This is a genomic window from Pyxidicoccus sp. M15, from assembly GCF_056858435.1.
Genome location: NZ_CM166495.1, coordinates 9,028,174 through 9,050,846 on the forward strand (window position 1 = coordinate 9,028,174; position 22,673 = coordinate 9,050,846).

Genomic DNA, 22,673 nt, shown 5'->3' on the forward strand with positions numbered 1-22,673 from the left:
CCGGCGCCGCTACTTCTTCCTGGGGTCGGTCGGCGGCTCCGTCGACACGTCGATGCCGCCCTTCTTCACCTCATGATCCCCGCCCAGCTTGCTGCGCGCGGTGTCGCCGTAGATGGTCACCGTGAAGGGGTACGGGCCCGGGTCGGCGTTCGAGGTGACAGTCTCCTGGGACGACGACGTCGCCAGCGAGCCGCCATTCAGCTCGTAGGGCCCCGGCGGGCTGAGGCAGCTGGCGTTGTCGAACTTCACCTCGACCTGGCCGGGGATGTCCTGGAGTTTGAAGGTCACCGAGTCGCCGCGCCAGACGACGGGGCTCGGCGAATAACGGATGTCCCCGTTGCTATCGATGGTGATGGTGATGCTGCCCATGGGCCTTGGCTCCTCCCCGCTTGGGGGGCTGAAGGACGTTGTCGCCGCGAGCGTTGCAGGCAATGTACCAGCGGCCTTCCCACTCTAGTCACGGTGTCCCGCCCGCATGGGAAGCGCGGTGGACACGTCATCCGGTGCGTCAGGCCCGGTGTTGACGCGTCATGCGTCCAGGCCCAGCTCGCGTACGCGGCGCTGGAGGGCGCGCCTGGAGACCTCCAGCCGCTGCACCATCTGGTCCAGGTCTCCCCCGCACTCGTGGAAGCAGCGGGTGATTTCCTCCGCGCTCAAATCCCGCGCGGTGCGAATCAGCGAGCTCTTGTCGATGAGCACGTAGACGGACGGGCGGGGAATGCCCAGCCAGTCCGCGGTGGCCTTGAGGTCCCACGAGCAGGCGCGCAGGGCCTCCAGCAGCTCCCGCTCCCCCACTTCCGCGGGCTTGCGCCGCGAGGTCTTCACCTCGGGAGCCTCCGGGGCGGCGGGGGGCACCAGCGCCTCCATGGGACTGCCGGGCACGGGCAGGGCTTCCGCGTCGAGCGTCTGCTCCAGGCGCGCGTCGGCGCGCAGGCGCGGCATTCCCCGGCTGCCGATGACGAGCTGCCGGGCGACGTTGCGCAATTGCCGCACGTTGCCGGGCCACGCGTAGCGCACCAGCCGCACGGCCAGGGCCGCGGGCAGCCAGGGCTGGGTGCGAGGCTCCGAGGACGACAGCTGCCCCGCCTCGCCCGTGGCCTCCAGCTCCTGCCGGGCGAAGTGCAGGAAGAGCGGACCGATGTCCTCGCGGCGCGCGCGCAGCGGAGGCATCTGGATTTCGAAGCCGGCGAGCCGGTGCAGCAGCGGGGCCTTGAAGAGCCGCTCCTGGATGCGCGCCTCCAGGTTGGCGTCGGTGGCGGAGACGAGCCGCACGTCGACGCGGACGGGCTCGTGGCCGCCCACGGGGAAGACCTCGCCCGTCTCCAGCACGCGCAACAGGGCGGCCTGCACCTCGGGGGGCGCCTCGCCCACCTCGTCGAGGAAGAGCGTTCCCCCGTGGGCGGCGCGGACCAGGCCCTCGCGGTCTCTCGTGGCGCCGGTGTACGCGCCACGCTGCGCGCCGAACAGCTCGGCGGCGGCGAGCTCCTTCGCCAGCGCGCCCAGGTTGACGCTCACGAAGGGGCCCGCGCGGCGCGGACCCCGCTCGTGGATGGCGCGCGCCACCAGCTCCTTGCCCGTGCCCGTCTCGCCGCGGATGAGCACGGGGACGTTCAGGTCGGCGACGCGGGCGATGTCCTCGCGCACCTGGCGGATGCTCTCGCCCTGCCCCACGATGCCCAGGTCCTCCGCGCCAGTGGCCTGACCGGTCGACGTCCGGTGGAGCAGCAGCACCACGCGGTCGGCGAGCACGAGCGGCACGCCGAGGGAGAGCTCCTCGGGGGAGAAGTCGCGACCGCCGGTGACGGGCTCCCAGGCCACGCGCACCTGTGTCGCATCCTCGGGCACGCGCAGCCGCACGCCGCCGCGAGGCCCGGGCTCCAGCTGGATGGGCGTGCGGCTGATGAACGGGTCCCCGAGGGGCATGGACAGCAGCCCGCCGGGGCGCGCGAAGTCCGGAGCATTGCGAGACAGCGGCACGGGCCTGCCGTCGGTGACCAGCGTCTCCAGCAACAGCTGGTCTCCGACGCGCTGGAGCTGCGGGTGGGCCACCACCGTCAGCGCCGGCAGACCGCGCACGGACGGAGTCTGCCGTCCCGGATCCCGTCCAGGGGGCGTCGACATGTCGGCGGGGAGCGGCTGCTTCGTGGGCATGCGTCGGGCCTTGATACCTCTGCTGGGCCGATAGCGCACGGCCTCTGTGCATCGGGCAGGCGAGTCCGCCCGGCTTCCGACAGGACGTGAGCACGGGCCTGACGTCGCAGGTGAACACCGCCCCCGGGCCGGGCTGGCGAGCCGCGGGGGCGCCATCTATCTTCCGCGCCGAAAAGCCCATGGGACACGTCCACATCATCCGAGACTTCGCCTCTCCCCAGGAGGGGCGCACCCGCACCGTGCGCATCTACACGCCGGACGCGTACGACGCCGAGCCCGAGCGGCGCTTCCCCGTGCTCTACATGCACGACGGACAGAATGTCTTCGCCCACCCGGAGTCAGCGCTCTTCGACACCTGGTGCGCGAACCACGTGCTGGAGCGCCTGGTCTCCGAGGGCCGCATCGGCCCGTGGCTCATCGTCGCGGTGGACTCCACGCACGACAGGCTCGCCGAGTACTCCCCCTGGCCCGAGCCGCGCGGCGACATCCCCGCCCGCAGCGAGCCCTTCGTCCGCTTCCTCGTCGACACGCTCAAGCCCTGGGTCGACGGCGTCTACCGCACGCGCCAGGGGCCCGAGTGGACGGGCCTCATGGGCGCGTCGCTCGGCGGCCTGATGTCGCTGCACCTCGGCTGGCGGTACCCGGACCTCTTCGGCCGCATCGGCGCGCTGTCGCCTTCCGTGATGTGGGGCTGGGACCGGCTCTTCGGCGAGTGGACGGCCCACACGCGCCGATGGTCACGCATCTACCTGGACGCGGGCACCGACGAGACGGTGGACCCCGTGGGCTACGTCATGCGCTATGGCGAGGCCACGCGGAACTTCCACCGCCACCTCCAGCACCTGGGCTACGCGGACCACGAATTGCGCCTGGTGCTCGAGCCTGGGGGCCAGCACCACGAGCGGGACTGGCAGCGCAGGCTCCCGGAGGCGATGGGCTGGCTGCTGGGGTAGCCCCGGCTCCCAGCGTCACATCCGCTCCCGGTCCACTCCCTCCCGAGAAACAGGAGGGAGCGCACATGCCGCTGAAGAAATATGGAGTCTTGAAGGGCTCGGCCACCGAGATGCAGCTGGGCTTCGGACCGAGCCCCCACTACCAGGTGCGCATCGTGGCCCAGGGGGTGCACTACCGCATCGCGGTCAACGTCAGCTCGAAGCTCCCGCCCTCGGACCTTCAGTACCTCGTCGACGAGCACTTCCAGCATCCTCTCGCGGAGACGCTCGAAGCGCTGCCTCCCGGCTTCTCGTCCATCCCCAGCAGCGCGGGTGGGCTCGCGCTCGACTACATCCGCGGCAACCTCTTCGACCGCGACGGCATGACGCCCCTGCCGCCCAACCTCCCCGGGCCGGACAATGACTTGAACGAGAAGCTGGACCACTACTTCCAGCGCGCGGTGCGGGACACGCAGGCCCAGGTCTATGCCTTCGGAGAACCGTGGGGCCCGGAGCCGGAGATTGCGGACAAGTACTTCCACTTCAAGCCCGGCCGAGGCATCCACGACATCCACATGAACCAGGGCAACCACCCGTCCTTCGCCGCCCAGGACGGCGTCCATCAGGACGGCGGAGTGCTCATCCACCTCCCCGCGACGCAGCAATGGGTGGGCATCTTCCTCAAGTTCCAGTCGCAGTCGTGGCACACCGACGACAGGACGGGCCACACCCTCGACGGCACCATCCCCGTCACCCACGACGGCGCGGTGCGCATCATCGCCGCGCTCGTCAACGACACGCGCTCGCCCGAGCGGGAGACCATCACCCTGCTCAACACCTCACCCGTGCCGGTGTCACTCGATGGGTGGGCGCTCGTGGACAAGAACAAGCACAAGCAGCCCCTGAGCGGAGACCTGCCGCCGGGCGCCACGCGGCTGCTGCCGGTGAGCAAGCCCCTGGAGCTGTCGAACAACGGCGGCATCATCTCGCTGCTCGACGACCAGGGGTTGAAGATCGACGGCGTCTCGTATGTGAAGTCGCAGGCCCGTCCCGGGTGGACGGTCGTCTTCTAGCGGAACAGCCTCACGTCCTGATGTGTTACGAAGGACTTCGGCACCAGGCAGGCGAGGGCCGCGCGGGAATTCTCCCGGCGCGGCCTCCCGCTCCAGCGGTGGTGGCGTCGGTGGCGTGAGAGCGGGTGAACGTTGTCGCAAGCAACGAAGGCGAAGTTCCTGGAGTCGGGGCCCTTCCATCAGGACCTCAAGGCGCGAGTGGAGCAGTACCTGGAAGCAAGCGGTCGCTCCGCCCGGGACCTGCCGGGCATGTACCTGAAGACCGCGGTCATCCTCGGCTGGTGCGCAGCCTCGTACGCCTGGCTCGTCTTCGGTGCCACCAACGTGTGGGGTGTCGTGGCCGGGTGCGTGTCGCTCGGGCTGGCCATCGCCGGCATCGGCTTCAGCATCCAGCATGACGCCAACCACGGCAGCTATTCGAACCGACGGAGCATCAACCGGCTGCTCGGCTGGACGCTGGATATCGTCGGCGGCTCCTCTTACGTGTGGGGTTGGAAGCACAACATCTTCCACCACAGCCATCCCAACGTCGTCGGCCTGGACGAGGACATCGACATCCAGCCGCTGTGCCGGATTGCCCCGGGCCAGAAGCTGCACGCGGCCCATCGCTTCCAGCACCTCTACATCTGGGTGCTCTACGGACTGCTGTCGGTGAAGTGGCACTTCATCGACGACTTCAAGGACCTGGTCACCGGCCGCATCGGCCGGCAGAAGATGCCACGCCCCTCGGGGCGCAAGCTCGCCGGGGTGCTCGTCGGCAAGGCGCTCTTCTACGGCTGGACGCTCGTGGTGCCCCTGCTCTTCCACCCGCTCTGGCAGGTGGCGCTCGCCTACGCGCTCACCGCCTTCGTGCTCGGGCTGACGCTGGCGACGGTGTTCCAGCTCGCGCACTGTGTAGAAGAGGCCGTCTTCACCGAGGTGCCGCAGCACAGCCACTCCATCCCCCACGACTGGGCGACACACCAGATTGGCTCCACGGTGGACTTCGCGCGGGGCAATTGGCTGGTGAGCTGGTATCTGGGTGGACTCAACTTCCAGGTGGAGCACCACCTCTTCCCGCGCGTGTGTCACCTGCACTACCCGGCGCTCTCGCGCATCGTCGAGGACACCTGCCGCAAGCACGGCGTCCCCTACCGGGTGAACACGAGCGTGGGTGCGGCATTGAAGAGCCACGTGCGCTGGCTCAAGCGGATGGGACAGCCCGTCATCGAGGGTGCGGTATGAGTGAAGAAGCGGAGAAGGTTCGGTACGGACGCGCGCAGAAGTTCCGCCTCTCGCCGAAGGGCAGCGAGGCCGCGGCGTCGTATGCGGCCATGATTGAATCGGCGAAGAGCGGCACCGGGCGCGCCCAGTTCGACGCGGCCCGGGCTTCCTGGGGGACCACGCTGGGGCTTCCCCCCGACGACGGGCTCTACCTCGTGGAGTTCGCCGCCGGAGAGCGCACCGTCGCGGAAGCGACGCGCAACCTCGATGGCTGCGGCACCACCGCGAAGGAAGTCAAAACGGCCGTCGAGCGGCTGCTGAAGCTCGGCATGCTCGAGCCGCTGCCCGCGGCGCCACCGCCTCCCGCGCCGCCGCCTCGCCGCTACTGGTGAGCCGTGGCTACACCGCGGACGCGGTGAGCCGCTGCGCCTGCGTCACTCCGGGCAGCGTGGGCGCCGGGTTGAGCGCCTGGACGAGCAGCGCGCGCAGCGCCTCGGACAGGTCGTCATTCACGCCCAGCGCGCCCGCGGGCGCCCCCTGCAGCGGCCCGGGCACCTCCGCGCCCACCACCACCACGGGCATGCGCACGTCCCACGAGAGGTAGTGCGCCAGGCGCACGGCGGGCTCGGACACGTCGAGCAGCAGCGCGCCCACCGCGCCCGCCGTGAAGGGCCGCCACAAGGGCCGCGCCGCCTCCGCGGGAGGCAGCACGCAGAAGTCCAGGCGCAGCACCTCGCTGAGCACCAGCCGGCCCAGCGTGCCGAAGCCGCTCTTCACGGCGGTGGGCTCGGCGGACAGCGCCTCCAGCCCCGGCAGCCTCGCCAGAATCCGCCGCGCCGCCGCCGCGCCGCTGCCGCAGACGAACACCTTCGCGGTGGCCACCTTCGCCGGCGTCGCCCGCGTCCGGAGGATGCGCCCGCGCAGCGCGTGCACCTCCGCCGCGCCCAGCAGCTCGCTGGCGCTGGCGTCCGAGCCGTCCGAGTCCACCGCCCGCGCCACGCCCCGCTGCATCAGCGCGGACAGCACGCTCAGCACTTCCAGGTCCGTGGCCGGCGCCAGGTCCAGCACCTCGCCCAGCGCGCGCGGCTGGCGCAGCAGGCCCACCACCTGCGCCGTCACCGGGTGCTGGTCCTGCGACAGGTCCACGTCCGGCGCCAGCATCAGCCGCGTGTGGCGCGGCGGCAGGCCCGGCATCAGCCGGTTCACCTCGTCCGACTGCCGCATGCCCTCCAGCAGCGCGTCATCCATGCCGCGGTTGATGCGGGGCCTGGCCGCGTTCGTCCCCGGCGAGAAGGTGAAGGTGCCATCCGCCCACGCCAGCAGGCGGAACAGCGCCTTCTCCCCTTCCACGCGCCCCAGCTTCGCATTCACGGGGCGGCCGTCGACGACGAAGATTTCGCCCCGGTCGTTGCCGCGCTCCAGCGCCAGCCGGCCGCTGCGCTTGTTCATGCCCAGCAGCTGCATCAGGTCCGGGATGCTGAGCTGGCTGAGCGAGCCTTCGATTTCCTGCTGCTCGCTCTTGAGGTCCTTGGCGGCCTCGCTGCGCCGGAAGATGTGCTCAATCCGGCTGAGCACCTCGTCCAGGTTGAAGGGCTTGCGCAGGTAGCCGTCGCGCAGGCCCCGCTGCCGGTCCGAGTCGAAGCTCGAGGTGGTGAGCACCACCGGGATGTCTTCGGTGCGCGGGTTGGTGCGCAGAATCTGGATGAAGGTCCGCGCATCCAGCAGCCGGCAGCCCTCGTCGAACAGCGTGAGGTCCGGGTGGCGCAGCACGGCCACCTCCAGCGCGCGTGAGCCATCCGGCGCGTAGTGCACCTGGTAGCCCTTGGTGCGCAGCGCGCGCGACAGCGAGCGCACGGACTCGAGGTCGGGGTCGGCGATCAGGATCTTCCGGACCTGGGCCACGTGGATTGCCCTTCGTCTCAGTAGGGCTGCAGGTCGTACTCGGCCTGCAGCTTGGAGATGAGCCCGTCCACCACCGCGGTGTCCGAGGTATGGAAGCCCCAGGTGGCCCCGAGCCCGCGCCGCTGGATGAGCGCGTACGCGGCGTTCTCCGAGAGCCAGAGGATGAACTCGTGCCGCGTCACCCGGTCATCCCCCTCCAGGAAGACGGGCGTCAGCGCGGGGTGTGACTCCAGGTCCACGCGACGGCCCAGCAGGTAGATGCGCGACGCCATGTCCGGCGGCGCCGACTCCAGCCCCGAGGCGATGGGGAGGTCCGTGCGAATCTCCGGCCCGCCGACGTAGAGGATGCCGCGCGAGCCCGGGTCTCTCATCAGCTCGCGGGCAATCTCCGCCTGCAGCTCGTCGAAGAGCACGTCGGAGACCTTGCCGCGGCGGCTCGGCTCGGAGCGCTCGTCCACCGGCAGCCGGGGGCTCGTCGGCGTGCCCAGCAGCAGGTCCACCTCGTCCCAGAAGGGCAGCCCGTCCAGCATCAGCCGGCGCTGCAGGGACGCGCGCCGCTCGTCCATGCGGCGGCGGCAGCGGTGGACCAGCTCGTCGAAGTCCTCCCCGTCCTTGGGGAAGGTGCTCGCCCCGCCGACGAGGGCCAGCGGCAGGCGCTGCTCCACGTCCTGCACCTCGGGCTCGTCGCGCACCGCGGCCACCGCGCGGCGCACGAACATCAGCGCGCCGAAGAAGTCCGTCTCCGGCAGCAGGAGGTAGAACTCCTGGTCGCTCGCCTTCGCGATGACGTCCGAGTCGCGGATGATCTTGCTCAGCGCCCGGATGATGCCGCGCACCGCCTTCTTCGCGTCCGCCGCCCCCTGGCGCACGCGCACCAGCGGCAGGTTGTCGATGGAGAAGGTCAGCAGCGAGAAGGTCCGCCCGTAGCGGCGCGCCTTGTAGATTTCCTTGGACGCGTAGTCGGTGAAGTAGCTGAGGTTGTACGCCGCCGTCTCGCGGTCTCGCAGGCCCAGCCGCTGGAGCGCGAGCATCCGCCGGCCGTTCTTCACGCCTACCGCCGCGAAGTCCGCGAGCACCTTGGCATCGCGCGAGTGCTCGGGGCGGAAGTCCCCGGCGAGCGGGTCCGACAGCTGAGCCAGGCCGACGATTTCCCCGGAGGCCAGCAGCGGCACGTACATCACCGCGGAGCGCTCGTCGCGGGCGAACCACGGCTGGGCCTCGCGCAGCCGTCCGGCCAGCGGCCCTTCCGGGTTCATCTTCTCCGCGAGGAACTGCTTGTCGAGCAGCCCCCGGTACGCGCGCAGCACCAGGTCGCCCCGGTCGTCCATCACCCACAGCGCGGCGCTCTGCGCGTCACAGACGGCGCCCAGCTCCGCGATGATGCGCTCCTGCAGCCACTCCAGGTCGGGATGGGACAGCAGCTCCAGGCAGCGCTGGTGCAGGTTGTGGAAGCGGGCGAACTCGAGGTTCTCGTCGCGCAATTGCGCGCGCTCGCGGCGGAGGGAGGCGCGCTCCAAGGCGCGGTCCACCGCCAGCAGCATGTCGGTCTCCTCCACCGGCTTCGTCAGGCAGTCCGCGGCGCCGGAGCGCAGCGCCATCTCCGAGCCGCGCACGTCCGTGCGGTGGCTGACGAGGATGACCTCCTGCTCCGGGTAGCTCTCGCGCAGGCGCGCGGTGAGCGAGAAGCCGTCCACGCCGGGCATCACCACGTCGGTGATGACGAGGTCGAAGGGCGTGCGGGACGCCTCCTCGAGCGCGAGCGTTGCGTTCTCCACGGCCACCACGCGGTGCCCGTTGCGGGTGAGCATGTCGCTGGCGACTTGTCGGAAGAACAGGTCGTCATCGACGACGAGGATGGGTCCGGCCACGGCGCGTTCTGACCTGGGGGTGAGGGAGAGGAACGCTTGAGGTTACCGGGGGGACGGAAGCGCGACAACGCCCTCGAACACGAAGGCCACGGGGCCACGGAGGCGGATGTCGGACAGGTCGGCGGGCACGCGGATGCGCAGGTCTCCGCCCGGCAGCGTGACGCGCAGCCAGGCGTCCGGGGGCAGCCGCTTCGCCAGCACGGCCGCCACCGCCGACGCGCAGGCCCCGGTGCCGCACGCCTGCGTCAGCCCGCAGCCCCGCTCCCAGACGACTACCGTGAGGCCATCCGATTCCACGCGCACGAACTCCACGTTGGTGCGGTCGGGGAAGGACGGGTGCACTTCGAGGGTGGGCCCCAGGCGGGGGGCGTCCTCGAGGGGCTGGTCCAGGAGGACGAGGTGCGGGTTGCCCATGCTCACCGCGGAGCCGCGCAGGTCCGGGTGGCCCGGCAGGGGCAGGTCGAGGAAGGGCTTGCCGGTGGCGCCCGAGGGCAGGTTGGGCGCGACGAGGCGCGCGGGGCCCATGGAGATGTCCACGCCGATGACGCCGCCGTCGCCGTAGCCGGGGATGCAGGAGAGCACGCCCGCGCCCGTCTCGACGTCGATGCGGCCGGGGTTGTCGTCGGTGTGGTCCACCAGGTACTTCACCGCGCAGCGCAGGCCGTTGCCGCACATCTCCGCGATGCTGCCGTCGGCGTTGTGCACCACCATGCGGGCCACGGCGTGCTTCGAGGGGAGGATGGAGAGCACCCCGTCCGCGCCGATGCCCAGGCGCCGGTCACACATCCACCGTGACGTGGCGGCATCGATGTCCACGCCGGTGCGACGGCGGTCCAGGATGACGAAGTCGTTGCCCAGGCCCTGATACTTGAAGATGCGCTCGCGAGCGTCCACGTGCGCAATCCTAGCGGCGAGTCGTCACTCGCGCTCGTCTGGCTTCTTCGAAGTGGTGGGGGGCGGCAGGTCGAGGGCGGGCATGGCGGTGCGGCCCGGCTTCGCCTGGGGAATGGTGGGCAGGCGGCCGGCCGTGCCCCCGGGTGCCGCGGGAGGAGTGGTGGCGCGGCGGGACAGCTCGTTCTTCACGGCGTTCAGCTCGGCGTTGGCGCGCTCGTAGATTTCCTGGACGGGGTTGGCGCCGGCCCGGGCGGACTGCCGCCGCAGCGCGCCCAGCTCCGTCTCCTGGGCGGCGAGCTTCTGCTGGAGCTCCTCCACGTGGGTCTGGAGCTGTTCCATCTCCGCGGCCATCTCGAGCACGGCCTCGGGCTGGGAGGAGGCCTTGAGCTCCTCCACGGATGCGAGCAGGTCCTTGCGCTCGGCCTCCAGCGCGGCCAGCCGGTCCTGCTGCTCGCGCACGCGCGTTTCGAGGCGGCCGCGCTCGGCGCGGTCCTCCAGGAGGGACTGCTTCTCCGTGCCCAGGGCCGTGACCTGCTCCTTGAGGGCGGTGACTTCCGTGAGCAGGGTCTTGAGCCTGTCGGCGGAGCTGCCGTCGCGCTTCTGGAGCTGCTGGCGGGTTTCTTCCAGGGCCTGGGCGAGGCGCTCGCGCTCGGCGCGCTCGGCGTCGAGGATGCGGACGGCGTCGGTGGACGTCGTCTCGATGGCGGTGATGCGGCCTTCCAGGCGGACGCGGGCGGCGCGGGCGACGGTGAGGTCCGATTGGAGGCGCTCGCGCTCGGAGGCCAGGGCGGTGCGCTCGGACTCGGCGCGGCCCAGGCGCTCCTGGAGGGACTGGAGGGCGGTGGTGCTCTCGGAGGCGGCGGCCTCCAGCTCGGCGCGCCGGGCGTCCAGGGTGGCCCTTTCGGCGTCGAAGCGCGCGGTGACGTCGGCGAGCTGCTGCTCCAGCGCGGCACGGTCCGCTTCGGCGCGTGCGGTGGCGTCCGCGAGCCGCGACTCCAGCTCGCGCCTGTCGGCCCCGGCGCGCTCGGAGAGGTCCGTGAGCTGCGATTGAAGCTCGGAACGCTCGGTCTCGAAGCGCGCGGTGGTCTCCGTGAGGCGGGCTTCCAGCTCGGAGCGCTGGGTGGTGGTCTCCGTGAGGCGGGTCTCTACTTCGGTGCGCCAGGCCTCGGCCTGGGCCGTGGCCTCCGCGAGCCGTGTTTCCAGGTCCGTACGCTGGGCCTCATGATGCGCGGTGGCCTCCGCGAGCCGCGACTCCAGCTCGGTACGCTGGGCCTCGAAGCGCGCGGTGGTCTCCGTGAGCCGGGCTTCCAGCTCGGCACGTTCGGCCTGATGCCGCGTGGAGAGCGCGTCCAGCTCGGTGCGCTGGGCCTCGGCGCCGGACGTGAGGTCCGCCAGCCGCGCTTCCAGCTCGGCCTGCCGCGCCTCGAACCGGGTGATGTCGGCCTGCCGCGTCTCCAGCTCGGCGCGCTGTGCCTCGACCGTCGCGGTGGCCTCCGCCAGCTGGGAGTCCAGCGCGGCACGCCGCGCGGTGACGTCCTCGAGCCGTGCCTCCAGCTCCGCCCGAGCGGCGCTCGCGCCTTCGTGGGCCTCCGCGAGCCGTGCCTCCAGCTCCGCCCGAGCGGCGCTCGCGCCTTCGTGGGCCTCCGCGAGCCGTGCCTCCAGCGCGGCGGCCCGCGCCTGCTCGGTCCGGGCCACCTCTTTCAGCGCGTCCAGGGCGGCGCGCTCGGCCTCCAGTGAGGTCTCCATCGCGGTGGCCTTGCCCGCGAAGCGGCGCGCCGTCTCGAGCTGCACCATGAGCAACTCGGCGTTCTCCCGCTGGGCGGCGAGGCGGTCCTGCGCGTCCACCAGCTCCGCGTCGAGCCGGGCGATGTGCATGCCCCGCTCGTGCAGGGCCGCCATGGCGCGCTGGAGCTCCGAGCCCAGGCGCATGATTTCCTGCCGCGCCGCGACCACGTGCCCCAGCTCCGCGCGCAGGGCCACCACCTCCTGCTGTGCCGCCTCCAGGGCGGCTCGGGCCTCCTCCTGCTCGCGGGCGCGCTCCGCCCCCAGGGACTCGAGCTGCCGCTGCTGCCGCTCCGCGCGGATGAGCGCCTCTTCGACCTCCGCATCCAGCGCGTCCAGCTTCTTGCGCGATATCTCTTCCTGACGGGTCAGCGCCTCGCGAGCCTCGGCCAGCGCCTGCTCGTGCGCCGTGGCCGCCTCGCTGAGACGACGGGCCTCGCTCTCGCCCTCCCCGACCTGCTCGCGCAGCCGGGCCACCTGCGCCTGGAGCTCCTGGAGCGACCACTCGCGCTCGGACAGCTGGGCTTCCGTGACGCGTCGAGCGGCTTCGGCCTCGGCAAGGGACTGCTCCAGCGTCGCGCTGCGAGAGGCCTCCGCTTCCCGGGTGGCCTGGGTCTCCGAGAGCCGGGCCTCCAGCCTCGCCACCGCCGCCTCGAACTCCTGCTCCCGCGCCTTCGCGGCCGCGCGTTCCTCTTCGAGGACGCGCTGCTGCTCGGCCATGACGCGCTCGGCGGCCTCCAATCGCTCCTGCCGTGCCTGCTCGCGGGCGGCGAAGTCCGTGCGCAGCGACTCCAGCACGGACTGCGACTGTGCCAGCGCGCTGCCTGCCTCTGTACGTGCGTCCTGCTCGGCGGACAGCGCCGCCTGGATGCGGGCCAGCGCGGCCTCCGCGTCCACCCGGGCGAGCTGCTCGGCCTCCAGGCGCGCACGAAGCTGCGCCAGGCCTGCTTCGCCCTCGCTCCGGCCCTGCCGCTCGGCCTCGAGCTCGGCGCGAACGGAGATGATGGCCGCGTCGAGCCGGGTGCGCTCGTCACGCTCGGCATCCAGCTGGGTCCGGGCCAGGGTGAGGGCGCCGTCGAGCCCGCTCCGGGCCTCGCGCTCTCCCTGGAGGTCCGCGCGAGCCGAAGCCAGCGCCGCATCGAGCCGAGCCCGCTCCTCGCGCTCGACGTCGAGCGCCTCCTGCACTTCCGCGCGGGCCGCCTGGGCGCGGACACGGCCCTCGCGTTCCGACTGCGCCTCGGCCTGGAGCCGGGTGACGACCTCGTCGGCACCGAAGGCGCGCTCGCGCATCCCGGTGAGTTCGGCCGCCAGTCGCTCACGCTGCTCGCGCTCGGAGGCCAGGGCATCCCGGGCCTCCGTCAGGGTCGCCTGGGTGCGGGCCACCAGCCGCTCGTGCGCCTCGTTCGAAGAGGCCAGCTCCTCGCGGACCTCCGCCAGCGACGCCTCCGCCCGAGCCCGCTGCTGCGCCTCCTCCTGAAGCGCCAGCTCCAGCCGGGAGCGCTGCTGCGCCTCGGCCGCGAGTCCAGCCTCAACCTCGGCCAGCGCCGCCGTCGTCCGAGCGTGCTTCGCCTCTTCATCCTGGAGCCGGGCCTGCGACTCCGCCGCCGCAGCCTCCGCCAGGGCGCGTTGACCCGCCTCTTCCTGAAGCCGGGCCTGCGACTCCGCAGCGGCAGCCTCCGCCAGGGCGCGCTGACGTGCTTCCTCCTGGAGCCGGGCCTGCGACTCCGCCGCCGCAGCCTCCGCCAATGCCCGCTGACGCGCCTCCTCCTGGAGCCGGGCCTGTGCTTCCGAAGTGACCAGGGCGCGCTGCTCCGCCTCCAGCCGGAGCTGGGCCTGCACCTCCTCGGCGTCCTGCGTGAGCCGCGCCCGTGCCCCCGCCGCGTCCGCCTCGGCCTGGGTGCGCTGCCGGGTCTCCAGCTCGAGACGGGCCTGCGTCTCCGCCAGCGCCGTCTCCGCGGCCCCACTGCGCCGCGCTTCATCCTGGAGCCGGGCCTGCGACTCCGCGAGCGCCGCCTCCGCCCGAGCACGCCCCTGCGCCTCGTCCTGGAGCTGGGCCTGCGCGTCCGCGAGCGCCGCCTCCCACCGGGCGCGCCGCTCCTGCTCCGCCGACAGCGCGTCCCGTGCCTGGGCGAGCGCCTGGCGCGCCTCCTCCAATCCTTCGCGGGCCTCCGCCAGCGCCGTCTCCGCCCCACCCCGCAGCTCGCGCTCCGCCTCCAGCTTCGCGCGCAGCGCCTCCAGCGCGGAGCCGGACTGGGCCCGCCCCTCGCGCTCGGACTCCAGCGTGGCCCGGACCTCGGCCAGCCCCGCCTCCAGCTCGCTGCGCCGCCGCACCTCCGCGTCGAGCGTCTCCCGTGTCTGCGCCAGCGTGGACTCGGCCTCGGCCAGTCGGCGCGCCGCGTCCTCCAGCCCCTCACGGGCCAGCCGCAGCGCCTCCTCCAAGGAGGCCCGCGCCTGTCGCTCCGCGTCCAGCTCGCCGAGCACCTGCGCCGCCCGCGCCTCCGAGGCGTGTCGCTCCTCGTGCGCCGACTCCAGCTCCGTCCGCGCGGTCTGGAGGGCCGCCTCGAACTCCTCCCGCTGCGTCCGGGCGCGCGCGGAGGACTCCGCCTCCAGCTCCACCACGCGCCGCACCAGCGCCTCGCGCTCCGCCTCCAGCTCCAGCCGCCGGGCCTCGCTGTCCGCCCGGGCCGCCGCTTCCTCGCGGAGCTTGCCGGACAACGCCTCTCCCCGGCCGCGCGCGCCTTCCAGCGCCTGCTCCAGCGACTCCAGCCGCTCCCGCAGCTCCGCGCGCTCGGTCTCCAGCGCCTGCGCGAGCCGCGCCTCCGTCCGCGAGCGCTCCGCCTCCAGCGCCTCCAGCCGGGCCGTCGCCTCGTGGAGCGACTCTTCCAGCCGCGCCGCCATGGCGCGGGACGCCGCCTCACCGCGAGTGAGCGCCTCCACCTCGCCGCGAAGCCGGGCCTCCGCCTCGCGCGACGCGGTCAGCTCCGTCTCCACCCCGCGAGCCTCGGCCTGGAGCGTCTCCAGCCGCGCCTCCGCGTCCTTGCGCGCCCCTTCGGCCGAAGCGGTCCGCTGCCTCGCGTCGGCCAGCTCACGCGCCACGCGCGCCAGCTCGGCCTCCTTCACCGCCACCGCCGTGCCCGAGTCGCGCGACAGCTCCTCCGCCCGCGCGGCCTCGGCCTTCAGGTGCTCCACGGCCGCCAGCGCCGCCGAGTACTGCTCCGCGATGCGAAGCTCCCGCTCGCGCGCGGCCTCCGCCGCCCTGCGCCGGTCCTCGGACTGCTCCACGGCGCGCTCCGCCGCCAGCCGGTCCTTCTCGCGGTCGATGCGCAGCGTGGACAGCTCGTCCTGGAGCTCGCGCACCTGCGAGTACGCCTGCGTCAGCCGCTCCCGGGCCTCCTCCAGCGAGGCAATCGTCTCCTCGCGCCGGGCCCGCTCCAGCCGCAGCGACTCCTGCGCGGCCAGCACCTGCACGCCCGCGTCCGCCTGGGCGCGCTGCGCGGCCTCCACCTCCAGCCGCTGCGCGGCGAGCCGGCGGTCCGCGTCCGCCATCCGCTCCGTCGCCACCTGGAGCTCCAGCTCGCGGCGGCGCAGCTTCCCGGACAAATCATCCCGCTCGCGCTGCGACTCCTGGGTGCCGCGCGCCAGCTCCAGCTGCGCGGTGAGCCGCGCCACCTCGTCGCGAGCCACCTCCAGCGCCGGCCGCAGCGACGCGGCCTCCGCCTCGCGGTCCGTCAGCTCCGCGCGCAGCTTCGTCAGCGACTCCTTCAGCCGCGCGCTGCGGTCCTCCCAGGACTTCGCGCGCGCCACCACCTCGTCCAGCTTCCCGCGGGTGAAGGCCAGCGGCTCCGGCGGCAGCTGCACCCACGTGGGGTCCACCACGCGCGCCGGCTCCTGCCCCGCCACCACCAGGAAGTAGGCCGCCTCGCTGCCGTTGACGAGGGTGCCGTCCACCTGGAGCCCCTCGCCGCGCTCGAAGGCGAGCTGGTAGCCCAGCACCGGTGACTGCGTGGCCACCTCCACGTGCGGGAAGTGGACGGAGAGCGCGTCCAGCAGGAGCCCGTACGTGGGCGGCACGCCCTCCTCCGGCTCCAGCAACTGCGGCAGCGCCAGGCCCGCCACGTTGCGCAGGCCGCCCACGAGGAAGCCCTGCTTTGTCACCAGCCGCGCCAGCTCCGCCAGCAGCTCCGGCGCCTTCACGTAGGGCGCCAGGTCGGCGACCAGCACCACGTCGAAGCTGCCCGCCTCGAAGTCGTCGTAGACGTTGGCGCGGAAGCGCAGCGCGGGGCCGCCATGGGCCTTCTGCGCCGCCTCCACCGCCGTCACGTCCGCGTCGCACGCAATCACGGCGCGCGCGCCGCGTTCGACGAGGAAGCGCGCGCTCTCGCCGCCCGTGGAGGCCACGGCGTCGACTTCCAGCACCCGGCGACGGGCGAAGAGGCTCTCCGCGAAGATGTACCGGGGCAGCAGTTCACTGGGCCCCATGCGGCGGAATGTGTGATGCATGGGTGTGTTCGGGAGTAGGAGTATAGCCGTGGGCGACCGAGCCCCAAGTTAAGCGCCAGGGCCAGAAATCGGCCTCGCGCCTGGACGACAGGAGAGCAGGCGACATGAACTCAGCGGGACAGCAGGGATTCGGCTACCGGGCAAAGCGCACCTTCACGCGGCTCATCGTCTTCACCCTCATCCTCGGCCTGGGGGGCCTGGTCGTCTTCCTCCTCTCCCAGCTCAACGCGCGCACCTTCACCCTGGCCCTCATGGACGGGCAGCTCGCGGTGATGAAGGGCCGCAACGCCCCCATGGGCTCCGTCCCCTACCGCCCCGGGGACCCGCGCCTGGCGGACGCCTACGCCCCCATCCCGGTGGAGGGCCAGGACGTCACCGCGCTCGCCCAGCGCAGCTTCACCGAGCGCGACGAGCTGGACCGCGCCCTCTTCCCCCTGTTGGAGGCGCTGGCCCGCCCGCGCATCGCCTCGGACGAGCCCGCCCGCGTGGACCAGGGCCTCTACTACCTGCGCCGCGCGGAGAAGCTCTCCGGCGTCACCGAGGAGCAGCGCCTGACGCTCCAGAAGCTCATGACGGACGTCGCCTACTACCAGGCCCGCCAGAAGCTGGAGGACGCCCGCAGGCTCGTCAGCGACGCCCTCAGCCAGCTCAAGATGGCCGCGGAGAGCCAGAGCCGCCACGCCCGCAGCGCCAACCAGATGCTCAGCGCCGTCACCCCGCCCGCCCGCGAGCTGGAGGAGGCCCTCCGCCGCGCCGTGCACACCCTCAGCGGCCCCCAGGCCGCCCCCGAGCCCGCGCCCAAGCCCGCCCCGGAGACGCCGGTTTCCCCACCTGAACCCACCACCGGAACGACGCCCTCCGAGGCGCCGGTCCTGGCGGCTCCGGACGCGGGCGAATCTCCGTAAATCGGGACGCTTTCCTGCCGCTCAGGTTGGATTCCAGGGACCCCATACACGGCGTCCCTGGGCACATCACGGAGTGTCGTCAGGAGAACGTGACCAAACGTGTTGGAGATCGATCATAGATTGCAATGATCGGGCCCAGGCAAACACTAGATCTCGCGTTGACAGGCTGGATACCCCCCCATAGCTTGTGCCCGGTCGACGGTGCCCCACCGGAGAACGCCGCCGTGGCGTGGGGCTGAGGAGGGGTTGTGGGTTTCTTGCGCACAGCTGGCAACTGCCTCATAAAACACCGCCGACACCCGGTCGTCTTCAGACCCTAGACCCGCCCTCTCCAGGACGGGTCCCACCTGAACATTTTTCAAGTAGCGTGACCTGGGGAGCCGTCCCCCCGGGACAGACACCCGTGTCTGTCCAAGGCCATGCCTTTGTCCGGAGTGAGCCGCTCGTGAACTTCGAAACGCCCGTGAAGCCCTCTGCCGCCAGCCTGGCCGTCCCGCCCGCCACCAACGGACACCCGGTGCCGTCCGTGAGTGCCGCGCCAGCGCCAGCGCCCACGGAGGCCCCACCGGCCGAGTTCGGTTCCACCACGATGCGCGTGAAGAAGCGCAACGGCACCGCGGAGCCGGTGGACCTCAACAAGATTGTCCGCGCCGTGGGCCGCTGCTGCATGGGCCTGCCCCGCGTGGACGTGATGCGGGTGGCCACGAAGACCATCTCCGGCCTCTATGACGGCGCCACCACGCGCGAGCTGGACGGCCTGTCCATCCAGACGGCCGCGGCCCTCATCGCCGAGGAGCCCGAGTACGGCCGCCTCTCCGCGCGCCTGCTGTCCGCCTTCATCCAGAAGGAGGTCAGCAACCAGGAGATCCACTCCTTCAGCCAGTCCATCGCCGCGGGCCACAAGCACGGCCTCATCGCGGACCGGCTGCTCCAGTTCGTCCAGGCCAACGCGCGCAAGCTCAACGCCGCCATCGACCCGTCGCGCAACGACCTGTTCGAGTACTTCGGCCTGCGCACCGTCTATGACCGGTACCTCCTGAAGAACCCGCAGACGCGCGAGGTGCTGGAGACGCCGCAGGAGTTCTTCCTCCGCGTGGCCTGCGCGCTCAGCGGCGACAACGCGCGTGACGCCATCGAGCTGTACCGGCTGTTCAGCTCGCTGGAGTACATGCCCAGCTCGCCCACCCTGTTCAACTCGGGCACGCGCCACGAGCAGCTGTCCAGCTGCTTCCTGCTGGACTCGCCCGCGGACGAGCTGGACGCCATCTACAAGAAGTACTCGGACATCGCGATGCTGTCGAAGTTCTCCGGCGGCATCGGCGTGGCGTACCACCGGGTGCGCGCGCGTGGCTCGCTCATCCGCTCCACCAATGGCCACTCCAACGGCATCGTCCCCTGGCTGAAGACGCTGGACGCCTCGGTGGCCGCGGTGAATCAGGGCGGCAAGCGCAAGGGCGCCTGCTGCGTGTACCTGGAGACGTGGCACGCGGACATCGAGGACTTCCTCGAGCTGCGTGAGAACACCGGCGACGACGCGCGCCGCACGCACAACCTCAATCTGGCCAACTGGGTGTCGGACCTCTTCATGAAGCGCGTGGAGGCGGACGCCGACTGGAGCCTGTTCGACCCGAAGGTCGTCCCGCACCTGACGGACCTGTACGGCGACGCCTTCGAGAAGGCCTACGCCGAGGCCGAGGCCCAGGGCCTGGCCATGCGCAAGGTGAAGGCGCGTGACCTGTACGCCCGCATGATGAAGGTGCTGGCGCAGACGGGTAACGGATGGATGACCTTCAAGGACATCAGCAACCGCAAGAGCAACCAGACGGGCAAGGAGGGCAACGTCATCCACCTGTCCAACCTGTGCACCGAAATCCTGGAGGTGACGAGCCAGGGTGAGACGGCGGTGTGCAACCTGGGCTCGCTGAACCTGGGCCGCATGGTGGTGGACGGGAAGTTCGACTTCGAGCGCCTGCGCGCCAACGCCCAGCTCGCGCTGAAGCAGTTGGACCGGGTCATCGACCTCAACTACTACCCCATCCCCGCGGCGGCGGACTCCAACCGCCGCTGGCGCCCGGTGGGCCTGGGGCTGATGGGCCTGCAGGACGTGTTCTTCCAGCTCCGGCTGCCCTTCGACGCTCCCGAGGCGCGGGCGCTGTCGAAGAAGATTTCGGAGGAGATCTACTTCGCGGCGCTGACCACCTCGTGCGACCTGGCCGAGCAGCTCGGCGCGCACCCCTCCTTCCCGGAGACGCGGGCGGCGAAGGGCGAGCTCCAGTTCGACAGCTGGGGCGTGGTGCCCGAGGACACGGCCCGCTGGGACGCGCTGCGCCAGCGCATCATGAAGCACGGCCTGCGCAACTCGCTGATGATTGCGATTGCGCCCACCGCGACGATTGCCTCCATCGTCGGCTGCTACGAGTGCATCGAGCCGCAGGTGTCCAACCTGTTCAAGCGCGAGACGCTGTCGGGTGACTTCCTCCAGGTGAACCGCTACCTGGTGCGAGACCTGCAGTCGCTGGGGCTGTGGAACGAGAACGTCCGCAACCGCATCAAGATGGCGGAAGGCAGCGTGCAGGACATCACCGAGCTGCCGGAAAACCTGAGGGCGGTGTACCGGACGGCCTGGGAGATTCCGATGCGCTCGCTGCTCGACATGGGCGCGGACCGCGGGGCCTTCATCGACCAGAGCCAGTCGCTCAACCTGTTCGTGGAGACGCCGAACATCGGCAAGCTGTCGTCGATGTACTTCTACGCGTGGCAGAAGGGCCTGAAGACCACGTACTACCTGCGCTCGCGCCCGGCGACGCGGATTGCGAAGGCCACGGTGAACGGTGCCGGCACGGGCACGACGATGCCGGCGGCCCCTGCCCCGGCGGCGGTGGCGAAGGCGACGGAGGCCGAGGCGGTGGCCTGCTCGCTGGAGAACCCCGAGGCGTGCGAGGCCTGCCAGTAGGCCTGGGACGCTGAGGCACGGACGTTTCGAAGGACCGGAAAGAACCCCGCGCGCGCGGCGCAAGGAGCACCGAAGCAATGCTGCTGAACCCTGGACTGAACCTGACGCTGCGCCCGATGGCGTACCCGCAGTTCTTCGAGATGTACCGGAACGCCATCAAGAACACCTGGACCGTGGAGGAGGTGGACTTCTCCACGGACCTGGTGGACCTGCGCTCGAAGATGACGGACGCGGAGCGTCACCTCATCCACCGGCTGGTGGCGTTCTTCGCGACGGGGGACAGCATCGTCGGCAACAACCTGGTGCTGAACCTCTACAAGCACATCAACGCCCCCGAGGCGCGGATGTACCTGTCGCGGCAGCTGTACGAGGAGGCGCTGCACGTCCAGTTCTACCTGACGCTGCTGGACACGTACGTGCCGGACCCGGCGGAGCGGGCGAAGGCCTTCGCGGCCATCGACAACATCCCCTCCATCCAGCGCAAGGCGCGCTTCTGCATGAAGTGGATGGACAGCATCCACGGCCTGGACGAGCTGCGGACGAAGGATGAGCGGCGCAAGTTCCTGCTCAACCTCATCTGCTTCGCGGGCTGCATCGAGGGGCTCTTCTTCTTCGCGGCGTTCGCCTACGTGTACTTCCTGCGCAGCAAGGGCCTGCTGAACGGGCTGGCGGCGGGGACGAACTGGGTGTTCCGCGACGAGAGCGCGCACATGGGCTTCGCGTTCGAGTGCATCCAGACGGCGCGCAAGGAGGAGCCGGACCTCTTCGACGCGCAGATGGAGCGCGACGTGGTGTCGATGATGCGCGAGGCGGTGGAGTGCGAGACGCAGTTCGCGCAGGACCTGCTGAGCGGCGGCGTGATGGGCCTGTCCGTGCAGGAGATGCGCGGCTACCTGGAGTACGTGGCGGACCAGCGGCTGCAGATGCTGGGGATTGCGCCGGTGTTCCGGACGAAGAACCCGCTGCACTTCATGGACCTGCAGGACGTGCAGGAGCTCACCAACTTCTTCGAGCGCCGCGTGTCCTCGTACCAGGTGGCCGTGGGAGTGGGCGCGGCGACGGACGTGGTGTTCGACGCGGCGTTCTGACGCCCCGAGCGCAGGTCACATCTTCCGGCCCGGGCCCTCCGCATCCTGGAGGCCCGGGCCTTCTTGTTGCCAACCGTGCTTCCTCGCCTGGATGCCCACGCCCATCACGCCCGATGAGGAGGAGCACTTCCGGTGCATGGAGCAACGCGTCCATCACCTCACCCGGGAACCTGCCCCTCCAAGCTCCAGCTGACTCCGGCCGGCCACCCGGTCCCCCATCCGGGTGGCTTCCCTGCCGGGGGGAGCTAGTGGAGTGTCCGCGAAGTAAGTCGACATAGTCGCGGAGGATGAATAGTTCTCCTCAATGAGGAGACGACCTCCGCGAATCATCCAGCTCTCCCAGGAGGATACTGCCCTCCTGGAGGAGTTAGTGCGCGACGGCCGCACCGAGCAGCGGGTGGCGCGCCGGGCACGCATTCTGCTGGCCATGGCCGACCCGGACACCGTTGTGCAGGACTTGGCCGAGCACTTCGGTCTGGACCGCACCAGCATCTGGAGCTTGTGCCGACGTTACGAAGCAGCGGGGGCCTTCGTGGTCTGGGATGCTCCTCGTTCTGGCCGCCCATCGCGGCTCTCCCCCCCTACAGCTCGTAGAAGTGGAGCAACTGGCCTGCTGTGAGCCAGCGGGAGTGGGCTTGCACATGACCCAGTGGAGTACCCGCTCGCTGGCGCGCGTCGCCCGCGAGCGCGGCATCGCGCCCACCCTGTCGCACTCCACGGTAGCGCTCATCCTCAAGCATGCGGAGCTGCAGCCTCACCGGAGCCGGTATTGGAAGACGCCTACCCTGGACGAGGATTTCCGCCAGAAGGCGGCGGCGGTCCTCTGGTGCTACGAGCGGGCCCAGGCCCTGGCCCAACGCGAGGAGGTGGTGCTGTGCGTGGACGAGAAGCCCAACATCCAGGTGCTTGAGCGCCGCTGTGCTACCCGCCTCGGGCGTCCGGGCCTCATCGAGCGCCGCGAATTCGAGTACGTGCGCCATGGGACGGTGAACTTCCTGGCCTTGCTGGTGGTGCACACGGGCACCATGCAGGGCTGGTGCCTGGAGAAGAACGACGGGGCGTGCCTGCGCGCAGTCCTGCCCCAGTTGCTGCACCCCTACCGCAAGGCTCGACGGGTCCACCTCATCTGGGATGGAGGCTCCAGCCACATCGCCCAGGACACACGCGAGTTGCTGCGCAGTTACCACCACGTGCGTGTCCTCGTAACGCCACCTCATGCCTCGTGGCTCAACCAGGCCGAGTTGCTGCTGCGGGCCTTCAGCGCGCGCTACCTGCAGCGCGGCGATTGGAAGCGCCGCTCCGACTTCATCGCCCACCTCGATGCAAGCTGGCCCGAGTACAACCGCCTCTACGCCCATCCCTTCACCTGGTTTTGGACTCGGGCCAAGATGCACGACTGGTTCGAGCGACACCGCCGCTGAC

At 71.1% G+C, this 22,673-nt stretch carries 15 protein-coding genes; 9 read left to right on the forward strand and 6 right to left on the reverse strand.

What is annotated here, in order from left to right; translation table 11 throughout:
* Window positions 1-9: 9 nt before the first annotated feature.
* Both ACX9TP_RS33205 and ACX9TP_RS33210 read right to left on the reverse strand, forming a co-directional pair.
* Entirely contained in the window at window positions 10-369 is a 360-nt protein-coding gene (locus ACX9TP_RS33205; protein ID WP_482974654.1) for a hypothetical protein, read from the reverse strand.
* Between the two features lie 159 nt (window positions 370-528).
* Window positions 529-2,151, reverse strand: coding sequence for a sigma 54-interacting transcriptional regulator (locus ACX9TP_RS33210; RefSeq protein ID WP_482974655.1), 1,623 nt, complete (start codon window positions 2,149-2,151; stop codon window positions 529-531).
* A 179-nt stretch (window positions 2,152-2,330) separates the two neighbouring features.
* Here ACX9TP_RS33210 and ACX9TP_RS33215 point away from each other — a divergent pair, with 179 nt between their 5' ends.
* From ACX9TP_RS33215 to ACX9TP_RS33230, 4 genes are all read left to right on the forward strand, one after another.
* Entirely contained in the window at window positions 2,331-3,104 is a 774-nt protein-coding gene (locus ACX9TP_RS33215) for an alpha/beta hydrolase (RefSeq protein ID WP_482974656.1), read from the forward strand.
* 65 nt (window positions 3,105-3,169) lie between these two features.
* Complete coding sequence (locus tag ACX9TP_RS33220; protein WP_482974657.1) at window positions 3,170-4,156, forward strand: DUF2278 family protein; 987 nt, start codon at window positions 3,170-3,172, stop codon at window positions 4,154-4,156.
* Between the two features lie 132 nt (window positions 4,157-4,288).
* Window positions 4,289-5,380: a fatty acid desaturase family protein gene (locus tag ACX9TP_RS33225; protein ID WP_482974658.1), complete on the forward strand. Its 1,092-nt coding sequence runs from the start codon at window positions 4,289-4,291 to the stop codon at window positions 5,378-5,380.
* Entirely contained in the window at window positions 5,377-5,751 is a 375-nt protein-coding gene (locus ACX9TP_RS33230; protein ID WP_482974659.1) for a hypothetical protein, read from the forward strand. The genes ACX9TP_RS33225 and ACX9TP_RS33230 overlap by 4 nt, the downstream gene beginning before the upstream one ends.
* A gap of 7 nt (window positions 5,752-5,758) precedes the next feature.
* Here ACX9TP_RS33230 and ACX9TP_RS33235 read toward each other — a convergent pair whose 3' ends face one another.
* The 4 genes from ACX9TP_RS33235 to ACX9TP_RS33250 are packed head-to-tail and all read right to left on the reverse strand — an operon-like array spanning window position 5,759 to window position 16,305.
* A complete protein-coding gene (locus tag ACX9TP_RS33235) occupies window positions 5,759-7,261 on the reverse strand; it encodes a DUF4388 domain-containing protein (protein WP_482974660.1) in 1,503 nt (500 codons plus the stop codon).
* 17 nt (window positions 7,262-7,278) lie between these two features.
* Window positions 7,279-9,129 (reverse strand): sensor domain-containing diguanylate cyclase, encoded by a 1,851-nt coding sequence (locus tag ACX9TP_RS33240; RefSeq protein ID WP_482974661.1) that lies wholly within the window; start codon window positions 9,127-9,129, stop codon window positions 7,279-7,281.
* A 42-nt stretch (window positions 9,130-9,171) separates the two neighbouring features.
* On the reverse strand, window positions 9,172-10,023 hold the full coding sequence (gene dapF / locus ACX9TP_RS33245; protein WP_482974662.1) for a diaminopimelate epimerase: 852 nt from the start codon (window positions 10,021-10,023) through the stop codon (window positions 9,172-9,174).
* 24 nt (window positions 10,024-10,047) lie between these two features.
* Entirely contained in the window at window positions 10,048-16,305 is a 6,258-nt protein-coding gene (locus tag ACX9TP_RS33250; RefSeq protein ID WP_482974663.1) for a methyltransferase domain-containing protein, read from the reverse strand.
* A 104-nt stretch (window positions 16,306-16,409) separates the two neighbouring features.
* Between ACX9TP_RS33250 and ACX9TP_RS33255 the strand changes: the two genes are divergently transcribed.
* From ACX9TP_RS33255 to ACX9TP_RS33275, 5 genes are all read left to right on the forward strand, one after another.
* Entirely contained in the window at window positions 16,410-17,210 is an 801-nt protein-coding gene (locus tag ACX9TP_RS33255) for an IF-2 protein (protein ID WP_482974664.1), read from the forward strand.
* Window positions 17,211-17,655: 445 nt separating this feature from the next.
* Window positions 17,656-20,163 carry a ribonucleoside-diphosphate reductase subunit alpha gene (locus tag ACX9TP_RS33260; protein WP_482974665.1) on the forward strand — a complete coding sequence of 836 codons (2,508 nt, stop codon included), beginning with the start codon at window positions 17,656-17,658 and terminating at the stop codon, window positions 20,161-20,163.
* 77 nt (window positions 20,164-20,240) lie between these two features.
* Window positions 20,241-21,251 (forward strand): ribonucleotide-diphosphate reductase subunit beta, encoded by a 1,011-nt coding sequence (locus tag ACX9TP_RS33265; protein WP_482974666.1) that lies wholly within the window; start codon window positions 20,241-20,243, stop codon window positions 21,249-21,251.
* Window positions 21,252-21,678: 427 nt separating this feature from the next.
* Window positions 21,679-21,870: a helix-turn-helix domain-containing protein gene (locus tag ACX9TP_RS33270; protein WP_482982262.1), complete on the forward strand. Its 192-nt coding sequence runs from the start codon at window positions 21,679-21,681 to the stop codon at window positions 21,868-21,870.
* Window positions 21,794-22,672: an IS630 family transposase gene (locus ACX9TP_RS33275; protein ID WP_482974667.1), complete on the forward strand. Its 879-nt coding sequence runs from the start codon at window positions 21,794-21,796 to the stop codon at window positions 22,670-22,672. Before ACX9TP_RS33270 ends, ACX9TP_RS33275 begins: the two co-directional genes overlap by 77 nt.
* Window position 22,673 lies beyond the last annotated feature (1 nt).